The organism is Nonomuraea sp. NPDC049714, from assembly GCF_044465295.1.
Taxonomy (GTDB): domain Bacteria; phylum Actinomycetota; class Actinomycetes; order Streptosporangiales; family Streptosporangiaceae; genus Nonomuraea.
Genome location: NZ_JBITLM010000001.1, coordinates 1388969 through 1400656, shown reverse-complemented (window position 1 = coordinate 1400656; position 11688 = coordinate 1388969). Strand labels below are relative to the sequence as shown.

Genomic DNA, 11688 nt, shown 5'->3' with positions numbered 1-11688 from the left:
AAGCGGTTCACCGGCCGACTTGTATATTCCTCCAAGTGCGGATAAGTGACCTGTTGGCCATCGAGGAACTACACCTCAGACTGCTCGCCGGTGACCCCGGCCGCGCGTTCGACACCGTGCACATCACGGACCTGCCCGAACCCGGCCGCTACCTGTCGGGCGGGGAGCTGGTGCTGACCGGGCTGATGTGGCGGCACTCGCCCGCCGACTCCGCTCGCTTCGTCGCCGCCCTCGCCGAGGCCGGGGTCACGGCGCTCGGCGCCGGTCAGGCCTGGCTGGGGCATGTGCCCCAGGACCTCGTCGACGCCTGCGAGCAGGCCGGCCTGCCGTTGCTCGAAGTGCCCACCGAGACCTCCTTCCGCACCCTGACCGAGCTGGTGACGCCACGCCTGTCGGGCGACGCGCGTGACGCGCTCGGCCGCCACCGCCGCCTCCTCGCCGCGGTCGCCGACGGCGCCGGCCTGCCCGAGCTGTTCGCGCTGACCGCCGCCGAGCTCGGCGTCACGGGCGCGGTGGTCTCCGCCGCCGGCCATGTGATCCTCGGCTCGCCGGCAGATCCGGTACGGCTGGCGCGGGCCTACCTGACCGCGCCACGGCTGCCCTGCCTTGCCGGGGGACACACCGTGTTCGGCGTCGGCCGCGGCCACCGCGCGGCGGGCTGGGCGCTGGCCTGCGACGGCGACCTGCTCGACCGGCCCGACCTCGGCTACGAACTGGCCGCCTGCGTCGAGCTGGAACGCGGCCGGATGGAGGAAGGACGGCGGGTCGAGCGCCGCCTGACCGGCCACCTCGTCCAGGGCGCCGCCTCCGGTGCCGACCCGGCCGAGCTCAGCGCCCGCCTGCGCACCTGCGGCCTCGACGACACCGCCCCGTACGCCATCGTCACCGCCACCACCCGTCCGACGACCGGCCACCCCACAGACGGGGAGAGCGCGTCTGGTGCGGGTCAGGACAACCCGCCGGGTGGGGAGAGCGGGCGCGGGGCCGGCGTGGGACCGGCCGGGGTGGGGGCTGGGTTCGAGGTCGTGGGTGGGCGGCGGGGGGAGGAGGGGGTGCTCGACGGGTGGGTGCTGGAGGAGCTGCTCGGGCGGGAGGTGGTCGCCGCGGCCATCGGTGGCGGGGCGGTGGCGGTGGTCCCGTTGCGGGGGCGCGCGGTGGAGGAGCTGGCGGGGCGGCTGCGGGCGGGGGCCGAGGTGCTCGGCGCGCTGCCGGGGACCCGCGTCTGCGTGGGCGTGAGCGGGGCGCTGATCGGGGCGGCCGCGCTCAAGGGAGGCCTCGACGAGGCCGGGCACGCCGTGCGGCTGGCGCGGGGCCGGTCGGGCGGGGTGGCCACCAGCGACGAGATCTACACCCACGCGCTGCTGCTGGCCACCGTCCCCGGTGACGTGCGCGCCTCGTTCGCGGACCGCCTGCTGGGGCCGCTGCGCGACTACGACACGCGCCACCAGTCCGAGCTCGTCCGCACCCTCGCCACGTTCCTCGACTGCGCCGGGTCCTGGAACGCCTGCGCCGAGCGGATGCACGTCCACGTGAACACCGTCCGCTACCGGGTCAAGCGGGTGGAGGAGCTCACCGGCAAGGACCTGTCCACGATGGCGGACCGGGTGGACTTCTTCCTGGCGCTCAGGGCCGGCTGACGCTCACACGAGGTGCACGACAGGGACGCCGAGCAGCTCGTGCACCGCCCGCTGCTCCTCCTGCGCCCGCTCCAGCCACAGGTCGGTGCCCATCGTCCTGGCCAGGGGGACGCCCTCGCCGATGTGGGTCAGGGCGGCGCGGGCGTCGCCCAGCATGCGGCAGGCGCGCGACAGCCGCACCAGACAGCGCAGCTCGCCCATCCGGATCCCGTGCGTGCGGTTGAAGACCAGGGCCTGCCGCAGATGCTCCAGCGCCGTACGAGGCTCGTCCTGGGCGAGGCAGACCTCGCCGAGCACCATGCGGATGTTGCCCGCCTGGCCGGTGTCGCCCACCGCCTCGGCGGCGGCCATGGCGGCCTCCAGGTGCTCGCGCGCCTCGCTCGCCCGGTCGAGCCCGTGGCAGGCGCTGCCCGCCATCAGATGCGCGTAGCGGACGCCCACCTCCGCCCCGATCCGCCGGGCGATCAACAGCTGGCGGCTCGCGTACGACAGCGCCCGCTCGTGGCCGCCCAGCTTGTTCTCGGCGTTGGCCAGGTTGCCCAGCGTCCGCTGCTCGCTGAAGGCGTCGCCCAGCTCCTTGGCCAGCGCGAGCTGGGCGTGCAGGTGCTCGACGACCTGGGTCATCCGCTGCTGGAACGACAGGCCGGAGGCCACGTGGCCGTGGGCGTGGTAGAGGCCGCGCCGGTCGCCGAGCCGCTCGCAGACGCTCAGGGCCTGCAGGTTGAGGGCGATCTGGTGCTCCGGCTGATGGGCGTAGTGCTGATACCAGAACAGGGCGAAGGTCAGCGCCACGCCGAGCCGGGCGAGCCGATCGTCCTGGCTGGACATGGCCTGTCCGGCGACCGCGACCAGGTTCGGCTCCTCGCGGTCGAGCCAGGCGCGGGCCTCGTCCGGACTGCTGACGTGATGCGGCTCGGCCGTCACCGCGTCGGCCTCGGGCTGTACCCGGTGCGGGTCCATGGTGGTGCTGGCCAGCCGGGCCGAGGCGACGTAGTGACTCAGCGCCCGGATGAGCGGCCCGGTCGTGTCGTCCGGCGCCACCTCGGCCGCGAAGAGCCGGATCAGGTCGTGCTGCTGGTAGCGGCCGGGCCCCGCCGGATCGAGCAGGTGCGCGTCCACCAGCCGTTCCAGCGCTCTCTCGGCCTCGTCCGTGCCGGTCCCCAGCAGCGCGCCGGCCACCTCGGCGGTCAGGTCGTGCACGTGCAGGAGACCGAGCAGGGACATCGTGTGCGCGGCGGTGCGGTCCAGCGGCCGGGCGCCGTCGCTCAGCGCGCTCCAGCTGGCCGCCAGGCTGGCCCTGACGGCCAGCTCGCCCGCCTCCAGCTCCTGCAGCCGTCGGTGCTCGTCGCGTAGCCGGCCGGTCAGCGTCGACACGCTCCACCCCGGGCGGTCGGCCAGGCGCGCGCCCGCGATGCGCAACGCGAGCGGCAGGCCGTCGCAGAGCCGCACCAGCCAGGCCGTCTCGGCGGGGTCGGCGCCCACCCGCCCGGCGCCCGCCAGCTTGGCCAGCACAGTGACCGCCTCGGAGAGCGGCATCCGGGACAGGTGCAGCTGCGCGCAGTCGTCGCCCGCGGCCAGGGTCTCGCGGCTCGTCACCAGGAACGTGGCGCCGGGGGCCGACAGCAGCGGCTGGATCTGGCCCAGACCCGCCGCGTCGTCCAGCAGCACCAGCATCCGCCTGCCGGCCAGCCGGCTGCGCCACAGCGCCGCCGCCTCGTCGACCTCCGCCGGGACCGCCTCACCGTCCGTCCCGAGCGCCCGCAGGAACCTGCCCAGCACGTCCAGCGGGCTGAGCGCCGGCAGGTTGACGGTGGCGCCGCGCAGGTTCACGTACAGCTGCCCGTCGGGGAAGCGGTCCCGCACCAGGTTGGCGATCCGTACGGCGAGCGCGGACTTGCCCACCCCCGGTGGGCCGGAGATGGCCACCAGCGGGCTCGGCGGCGCGCCGTCCCACGGCGCGAGCAGCGACTTCAGCCGGATGATCTCCTTCGCCCGGCCCACGAACCCGGCCAGGTCCCGGGGAAGCTGACGCGGCGCCTGCGCTCCCAGCGCCGGCACACCCGGCACCGGCACCCCCGACGTCGGCGCTCCCAGCGCCGGTGCCCTGCCGTCGGCCGACCCTCCCGCCGGTTCGCCGGGCCGTCCCACCGCTTGGTCGGGCCCTTCCGCCGGTGCGGCCGGCCCTGAGGGGGAGGCGGTTGCAGGGCCGTTCGGAGTCTCGCCCGGCGCTGCGGGGAAGGCGACGGTCGGGGCGCTCGGCTCGTCGGGTGCGGGGTGGCTCGGGGGCGTGGGCTCGCCGCGCAGCACCAGCGCGTGGGAGCGGCGTAGCGACTCGCCCGGGTCCACGCCGAGCTCGTCGCGGAGGACACGGCGGCCCTCCTCGAAGGCCGCCAGCGCCTCGGCCCGCCTGCCACACCGGAACAGCGCCAGCATCAGCAGTTCGCGCAGCCGCTCGCGGATCGGATGGCGGCGGGTGAGGTCCCGTACGGACATCAGGGCGTCGTGCGGCCGGTCGAGCCGGAGCAGCGCCTCCGCGCGGTATTCGGCGGCGGTGAGGCGGTGGTCGGTGAGGCGGGCGCGTTCGGCGTCGGCGAACGGGCCGGACACGCCGGTCAGGGGCTCACCACGCCACAGGGACAGGGCCGCGTCCAGCAGGCGCAGCGCCTCGTCGTGCGCGCCGGTGCCGGCCGAGAGGCCGGCCGCCTCCACGTGCCGGAGGAACAGGGTGGTGTCGACCTGATGCGGGTCCAGGCGGAGCACATAGCCGCCGGTGTCGCCGGCCAGCAGCCCGGACCGCTCCCGCCGGCTGCGGGAGGGCTCCAGGACTTTCCTGAGGCCGGCGACGTAGGTGTAGACGCTCTGTTCGGCGGTGCGTGGGGGCTGATCCCCCCAGACGCCGTCGATGAGGCGGTTCATCGGCACCACGCGCCCGGCGCGTGAGGCCAGAATCGCCAGCACAGCCTGTCTGCGAGGAGAGCCGAGATCGATCACCGCGCCGCCGCGTGCGGCGGACACGGGGCCGAGAAGGCTGATGCGGATGTCCTCGGCCATACGACTCCCCACACGGATGCAGACTGTCCGGACTACGGCAGCGTAGACCGGATCTTTCTGAAGCAGTGAAGATCACTGGGTAGCGATGTCAGGCGGAGAGAAAGAGGTTCTTATGTAGATGAAATGTAGACGCCATGTCTAGGGTGAACACCGCGTAGCTCGTCGGCTGAGACGGCAGGGGCGCCACTCTCCAGGCCAAGCCTCAGCAGCACAGCTCATCGGTCATGGCAGCCATGGCGGTCAAGGGGGCAGACGTTTCAGCGGTTGCGGCCGTACTATTGCTGCCGACGGCCACGAGGGCCGCGAGCAAGGCAACGAGTGCGGACAGGGTAAGACGCGTGCGCATGAGGATCTCCCTCGCCGATCTGCGGGTTTTGCTCGGAACTTATCATCTCAGGGAGTGGCGACCGTGACCACATCTGACCTAGTCGGACTCCGTATCAAGACGGTGAGGCGGCAGCGTGGTCTGTCTCAGGCCCAGCTCGCGCATCCCGAGTTGTCTGACAGCTATGTCTCCTTGATCGAGAGCGGCAAGCGTACCCCCACTCCTGCGGTTCTGGAGTTGCTGGCCCAGAAACTCGACTGCTCGCTGTCCTATCTCATCAACGGCGTCACCGCCGAACAGATGGAGGACATCGAGCTCGCACTCGGTTATGCCAGGCTTGCGCTGGAGAACGGTGAAGTCCAGGAGGCGCGCTCCCGCTTCACCGAGCTTCTGGCGGACAACAACCTGACAGGTCTCACATCACTACGTCAAGACACCGAATTCGGCCTGGCCCTCGCCACTGAGGCGTGCGGCGACCGTAGCGGCGCGATCGCGATCCTGCACCACCTGCAGAGCGAGGAGCTGCCCGCGGACCGCCGGATCGAGGTCGCCATCGCGCTGTGCCGCGTCTACCGGCAGAGCAACCGGCTGACCGAGGCGGTCGAGATCGGCGAGCGGGTCCTGGGCGCCACGGCCCGGCCCGGCTGGTCGGACCTGCTGGTCGAGCTGGGCGCGACCCTGCTGGCCGCCTACCTCGTGCGCGGCGACCACCTGCGCGCCCGGCAGTTCGCCGCCGAGCTGCTCAACGCGGCCGAGGCGCTCGGCACCCCCCGGGCCATGGCCGCCGCCAACTGGAACGCCGCCTACACCGCCGACCACACCGGCCACCGCGAGGAGGCCCTGGTCTTCACCGAGCGCGCGCTGGCGCTGATGGGGGAGACCGAGCAGCCGCGTCTGCTGGCCAAGATGCGGGTCGCGCACGCGCAGCTCAAGCGCCGGGTGCAGCCGCAGGAGGCGGCCAAGCTGACCCAGCAGCTCAAGCGCGCCATCAGCGAGCAGGAGCAGAGCTCCACCAGCGTGATCGACCGGGCGCGGGCGCTGACCGAGCTCGCCAGCGTCGAGTTCATGACCGGCGAGATCGACAAGGCGATCGAGCACGGGCACGCCGCCGACGAGCTGCTGACGGCCTCGGGCATGAACCAGGTGCCGGAGACGCAGCTGCTGCTGGGGCGGGCGCACAGCGTGCGCGGAGACGTCGCCGAGGCCGAGCGCCACCTGGAGCGGATCCGCGCGGCGCTGACGCCGCTGCCTTCCTCCTACCAGTCCGCCGGCTCGTGGCTCGCCACGGCCGAGACTCTGGAGCACATGGGCGACGCCGACGGCGCGGTCGACGCCTACGAGCGCGCGCTGGCCTGCGCCGGACTCTGAGGGGACGCTGGAGGGGACGGGTTCGCGGCGGGCGAATTGTAGCGGTCGAGTCCGGACCGGGCGGACACGTCGGTAGCCTGGGGGATGTCATGAAGAAATCCCCGTTCGCGGCCGCCGCCGCGATTCTCGCTGCCCTGTTCGTGCTCGCCACCGCCGCGCCCGCCCTGGCGCACGACGCGCTCAAGAGCAGTGACCCGGCGAAGGGCGCCACGGTCAAGGCCCTCGACGAGGTCAAGCTGGAGTTCACCGGCAACGTGCGGATGCCGTTCGTCATCGTGCGCGGTGCCGGTGACGTCCAGCACCAGGCCGGGAAGCCGGACCTGGACGGGCCGGTGGTGACGCAGAAGCTCAAGGGCGAGCTGTCCGACGGCGCGTACGTGATCGCCTACCGGGTGGTCTCCTCGGACGGGCACCCGATCGAGGGCGAGGTCCCCTTCACGGTGAAGGGCGCCACGCCGTCGCAGACGGCGGCGAGCCCCGAGGCCACCGCCACCGAGCCCGCCTCCCCTGCGGCTTCACCCGAGGCCTCACCGGCCCAGTCACCCGTGCAGGCGCCGGCCGAGCCGGTGGCGGCCGAGGGCGCGGCCACGACCACCTTCCCGATCTGGCTGCTGGTCATCGTCGGCGCGCTCGTCGGCATCGGCGTCGGGTTCCTGCTGAGCGCGCGGAAGAAGAAGCCGTGAGCAGGGCCGCCCGGCTCGGGCTGGCGGCGGCCGTGGCGGCGGTCGCCGCCCTGGTGATCGCCATGATCGCCGGAGGCGCGGCGTTCCCCCGGATCATCCTGGGCGTGCCCTCGTCCGGCGTGGTCACGCGCTGGGGGCTGCCGGTCTCCAAGCTGTCCATGGACGTGGCCGGCCTGACCACGGTCGGCCTGCTGCTGGCGGCCACGATCCTGCTGCCCAACGACAAGGGCATGCTCGGCAAGGCCGCGCTCGGCTATGTCCGGGCCGCCTCGTGGGCGGCGCTGGCCTGGGCCGGGACGGCCTTTCTCACGATGGTGTTCAGCGTCTCCGACGTGTGGGCCAGGCCGGTCCCGGAGATCCTCAACCGCAGCTTCCTGGTCGGCTACGCCACCCAGGAGAGCCCCGGCATCGCGCTCACCCTCGTCGTGCTGTTCGGCGTGTCGATCGCGCTGTTCTCGCGGGGCGCCATCACCGCCGGGTCCACGGGCGCGCTGCTGCTGTTCTCCCTGGTCGCCCTGCTGCCGCCCGCCCTCACCGGGCACTCGGCGTCCTCGCCCAACCATGGCCTGGCCACCACCGGCCTGGCGCTGCACCTGCTCACGATGGCGTTGTGGGTCGGCGGGCTGGCGGTGCTCGCGCTGCACGCCGTGCTGAAGAAGCCGCAGCTCGACGTGGCCGCCGACCGCTTCTCCACGATGGCCCTGTGGTGCTACGCCGGGGTCGGCGTGTCCGGGCTGGCGAGCGTGGTGGCCCGGCTGACCGACGTGTCCGACCTGTGGACGTCCAGCTACGGCGTGCTGATCGTGGCCAAGATCGTGGCCTTCGTGCTGCTCGGCTACGTGGGCTGGTGGCACCGGCAGCGCACGATGGTGGAGCTCACCGCGGGCAGGCCGCGCGCGTTCGCCCGGCTGGCCGGCGGCGAGCTGCTGCTCATGCTCGCCACCGTCGGCCTGGCCGTGGCGCTGGCGCGCACGCCCCCGCCGCCCGTCAGCCTGCCCGCCGGCCGCGCCTTCGACCTGCTGGGCTATCCGGTCCCGCCGCCGATCTCGCTGGCGAACATCGCCTCCCTGTGGTGGTTCGACCTGTTCTTCGCGATCGTGGCCGCCGTCCTGGCGGGTCTGTACGGCGCGGGCGTCGTCAGGCTGAGGCGCCGCGGCGACACGTGGTCGACCGGCCGCACCGTGTCCTGGTTCATCGGCGTGGTGATCCTGGTCCTCGTCACCCAGAGCGGCCTGGCCCGCTACGCCAAGGTCATGTTCGACGTGCACATGATCGAGCACATGACGCTCGCCATGATCGTGCCGATCTTCCTGGTCCTCGGCGGGCCCGTCACTCTCGCCCTGCGCGCGCTCCGGCCCGCCGCCAAGCGCGGCGACCGGGGGCCGCGTGAATGGCTGATGGCGATCCTGCACAGCCGGTTCGTCAAGGTCGCCGGGCATCCGGCCATCGCCACCGCGATCTTCATCGCCTCCACCTACGCGCTGTACTTCACGCCGCTGTTCGAGTCCGCGATGCAGGAGCATCTCGGGCACATCATCATGACCCTCCACTTCCTGGTCAGCGGCTGCCTGTTCTTCTGGGTGGTCATCGGCGTCGACCCGGGCCCCTACCGCCTGCCGCACGTCGGCAGACTGCTGCTGCTCTTCGTCACCATGCCGTTCCACGCCTTCTTCGGGATCGCGCTGATGATGACGGGGTCGGTCATCGCCTCCGGCTGGTACGAGCAGCTCGACCGGACCTGGGGCGAGTCGTTGCTGCGCGAGCAGCAGAACGGCGGGGCCATCGCCTGGGGCTTCGGCGAGATCCCCACCCTGATCGTGCTGCTGGCCATCGCCGCGCAGTGGTACCAGAGCGACGAGCGCACCGCCCGGCGCAGCGACCGCAAGGCCGACCGGACCCCGGGCGGCGACCCGGAGCTCAACTCCTACAACGACTACCTGGCCCGCCTCAACCGCGCGGACAAGGGCGAATGACGTAGGCGTCAACGACCTGGGTCCACTTCCGGTGGCCGTGCGGCCGGGATCCATGGACCTGGGTCCGATGCCGCGCGGGCCCGCGCCCGATGGACGGGACGCGTGATCGAGCCGGTGGGGCGGTCGATCCGCTAGCGCTGCTGGGCTGGACGGCGGGGTGCGTGTGCTGGTGGTCGCGATGGGCCGGCCCTGGGCATGCTGCTCCAGAACGCGCCGGCCGCGATCGTGATCTGCTGGATCATTCTGCTGATGACGGCAGGCATCGTACGCACCAACCGAAAAGAGGTGGCCTGACTATATATCCGCAGTAGCCGTACGGAGATGGCCACCTATCTTCGATCCATACGATTCTGGCATCACGGGTAGCCTTTCCCCAGGGGGACAGTCGGGGGCGGTCTGCCGTCCAGTCGGAGGGGATACGCGTCACATGTGAAGCCGGTCGCGTGGAGACCGGCGCCTGCTCGGGCCTCAGGAAGGCGGAGTTCGGGTTGACGAAAGATACGCGCATGCGCGAGGGGGAAGGCCTGGCCGAGGCGCTCGAAACCTGTCTGTCCGACTGGTCACAGCGGACCGGGATCACCGTCGAGGTCTGGGCGCTGCCCTCCGCCGACGTGCCGTCGCGCACCGCCCAGGGGGTGCTCACGGCGATGAGGGAAGCCCTGGCCAACGTCGAGTCGCACAGCGGCGCCGGCGCGGTGTCGATCGCCGTGACCGCGGGCAGCGGCGGCCTGCGCATGACGGTCAGCGACCACGGCCAGGGATTCGACACCACGAAGGCGGCCCGGGGCATCGCCCGCATGCGAGCCGCGTTCGCGGAGCTCGGTGGCACGTTGACGGTCAGCAGCGTGCGGGGGGAGGGCACGACGGTGACAGGGGTGGTGCCTAGGCGAGGGTGAGGATCTCGCTCCCCGTCTCGGTCACCACGATCGTGTGCTCGAACTGGGCCGTGCGCTTGCGGTCCTTGGTCACGGCGGTCCACTGGTCGGGCCAGATGTCGTAGTCGATCGTGCCGAGCGTCAGCATGGGCTCGATGGTGAACGTCATGTTGGGCACCAGCTCCACCCGCAGGGACGGGTCGTCGTAGTGCGGCACCATCAGGCCGGAATGGAAGCTCGTGCCGATGCCGTGGCCGGTGAAGTCGCGGACCACGCCGTAGCCGAACCTCTTGGCGTACGCCTCGATGACCCGGCCGACCACGTTGAGCTGGCGGCCCGGGGCCACCGCCCTGATCGCCCGCATCGTCGCCTCGCGGGTGCGCTCCACCAGCAGCCGGGACTCCTCGTCGACCTCGCCCACCAGGAAGGTGGCGTCGGTGTCGCCGTGCACGCCGCCGATGAAGGCGGTGATGTCGACGTTGACGATGTCGCCGTCGCGCAGCACGGTGTCGTCGGGGATGCCGTGGCAGATCACCTCGTTGATGGAGGTGCACAGCGATTTGGGATAGCCCTTGTAGCCCAGGGTGCTCGGATAGGCGCCGTGGTCGATGAGGTAATCATGACCGATCCGGTCGAGCTCGTCGGTGGTGACGCCGGGGCGCACGTGCCTGCCGACCTCTTCGAGCGCCTGGGCGGCGATCCGGCCCGCCACGCGCATGCGCTCGATCATCTCGGGGGTCTTGACGTCGGACTCGTCGATCTTGGGGCGCTTCTTGCCGACGTACTCCGGCCGCTCGATCTGGGCGGGGACCTTTCGCATGGGCGAAATTCGGCCGGGCTGGAGCAGAGTCGTCATGAAACACGAGTCTACGGGGCAGAATCGGTGACGTGAGCGATGGCCAATGGTGGTTCTGCCTCAAGCACATGCGCGTCGAGCCCGACCGGGGCTGCCCCGACAAGGATCGGATGGGCCCCTACGCGAGCGAGCAGGAGGCGGCCGGCGCCCTGCAGCGCGCGGCCGACCGTAACAAGGCGTGGGACGAGGCGGACCTGGACGACGACTGACCGGCTGGCCGGGCTGCCTGGCCGGGCCGGCTGACTGGGCTGGCCGGCCGGGCCGGCTGACTACGGCAGCACGGCGTAAGCGCGCACCGGGAAGGTGCCGAGCCCGGCGATCATCGGCGGCGCGGCGTGAAACCTGAACCCCTCGTCAGGCAGCGCCGCGAGGCCGGTCAGGTGCTCCACCAGCACGATGCCGGCCTTCAACAGCAGCGTGTGCGCCGGGCGCTCGCCGTGGGGCGGCGTGTCGTCGATGTTCGCCGAGTCGATCCCGACCAGCGCGGGGCCCTGCTCCGCCAGCCACGCCGCCGACTCGGGGGCGAGATAGGGGTGCTCGCCGACGTACGTCCCGGTCCCGAAGTGGCGGTCCCAGCCGGTGTGGATCAGCACGGCGCGGTCTCGTACGTCCAGATTCTGGTTGATCCGCACCTCTCGCCCGCCCTCGGCCCGCACCACGAGGCCGGGCAGGTCGGCGAGCCTGCTCGCCGGCACCTGCGACAGGTCGGCGCCGTCGGGGTAGCGGTGGTGCGGGGTGTCGAGGTAGGTGCCGGTGTTGGCGGCCAGCGCGATCGTGCCCATGTGGAACTCGGTGCCCGGCGCGTACACCTCGCGGGAGTCCGCGCGGCTGAGGTGCACGCCGAGCCGCGGGGCGGGCACCCCCGGGTAGGTGATCATGCCTTCGACGATGCGATGGCTGAGTTCGACGATCACAACGGC

At 72.1% G+C, this 11688-nt stretch carries 9 protein-coding genes; 6 read left to right on the top strand and 3 right to left on the bottom strand.

Translation table 11 applies throughout. From position 1 onward, the window contains the following. The first annotated feature begins 35 nt into the window (after window positions 1–35). On the top strand, window positions 36–1637 hold the full coding sequence (locus tag ACIBQX_RS06745; protein ID WP_397001369.1) for a PucR family transcriptional regulator: 1602 nt from the start codon (window positions 36–38) through the stop codon (window positions 1635–1637). A gap of 3 nt (window positions 1638–1640) precedes the next feature. Here ACIBQX_RS06745 and ACIBQX_RS06740 read toward each other — a convergent pair whose 3' ends face one another. Then, entirely contained in the window at window positions 1641–4688 is a 3048-nt protein-coding gene (locus ACIBQX_RS06740; RefSeq protein WP_397001367.1) for an AfsR/SARP family transcriptional regulator, read from the bottom strand. 400 nt (window positions 4689–5088) lie between these two features. On the opposite strand from ACIBQX_RS06740, the gene ACIBQX_RS06735 reads away from it, so the two are divergent. The 4 genes from ACIBQX_RS06735 (at window position 5089) to ACIBQX_RS06720 (ending at window position 9933) form a co-directional block, all read left to right on the top strand. Then, complete coding sequence (locus ACIBQX_RS06735) at window positions 5089–6381, top strand: helix-turn-helix domain-containing protein (protein ID WP_397001365.1); 1293 nt, start codon at window positions 5089–5091, stop codon at window positions 6379–6381. A gap of 89 nt (window positions 6382–6470) precedes the next feature. Further along, window positions 6471–7064, top strand: a complete 594-nt coding sequence (locus ACIBQX_RS06730; RefSeq protein WP_397001363.1) for a copper resistance protein CopC — start codon at window positions 6471–6473, stop codon at window positions 7062–7064. Further along, window positions 7061–9037, top strand: coding sequence for a cytochrome c oxidase assembly protein (locus tag ACIBQX_RS06725; protein WP_397001361.1), 1977 nt, complete (start codon window positions 7061–7063; stop codon window positions 9035–9037). Before ACIBQX_RS06730 ends, ACIBQX_RS06725 begins: the two co-directional genes overlap by 4 nt. A 506-nt stretch (window positions 9038–9543) precedes the next feature. After that, a complete protein-coding gene (locus ACIBQX_RS06720) occupies window positions 9544–9933 on the top strand; it encodes a sensor histidine kinase (protein WP_397001359.1) in 390 nt (129 codons plus the stop codon). Here the strand turns inward: ACIBQX_RS06720 and map are convergent. Continuing rightward, window positions 9920–10768 carry a type I methionyl aminopeptidase gene (gene map / locus ACIBQX_RS06715; RefSeq protein WP_397001357.1) on the bottom strand — a complete coding sequence of 283 codons (849 nt, stop codon included), beginning with the start codon at window positions 10766–10768 and terminating at the stop codon, window positions 9920–9922. The genes ACIBQX_RS06720 and map overlap by 14 nt on opposite strands. Before the next feature lie 32 nt (window positions 10769–10800). On the opposite strand from map, the gene ACIBQX_RS06710 reads away from it, so the two are divergent. Then, the gene (locus ACIBQX_RS06710) at window positions 10801–10977 is read left to right on the top strand and encodes a hypothetical protein (protein WP_189143216.1); all 177 of its coding nucleotides are present in this window, start codon (window positions 10801–10803) and stop codon (window positions 10975–10977) included. A gap of 60 nt (window positions 10978–11037) precedes the next feature. Here ACIBQX_RS06710 and ACIBQX_RS06705 read toward each other — a convergent pair whose 3' ends face one another. Continuing rightward, entirely contained in the window at window positions 11038–11682 is a 645-nt protein-coding gene (locus ACIBQX_RS06705; protein WP_397001355.1) for a cyclase family protein, read from the bottom strand. Window positions 11683–11688 lie beyond the last annotated feature (6 nt).

Coding starts and splice junctions, on each gene's coding strand:
- ACIBQX_RS06730 (WP_397001363.1), top strand. CDS start 6,471: ATGAAGAAATCCCCGTTCGCGGCCGCCGCCGCGATTCTCGCTGCCCTG.
- map (WP_397001357.1), bottom strand. CDS start 10,768: ATGACGACTCTGCTCCAGCCCGGCCGAATTTCGCCCATGCGAAAGGTC.
- ACIBQX_RS06720 (WP_397001359.1), top strand. CDS start 9,544: ATGCGCGAGGGGGAAGGCCTGGCCGAGGCGCTCGAAACCTGTCTGTCC.
- ACIBQX_RS06740 (WP_397001367.1), bottom strand. CDS start 4,688: ATGGCCGAGGACATCCGCATCAGCCTTCTCGGCCCCGTGTCCGCCGCA.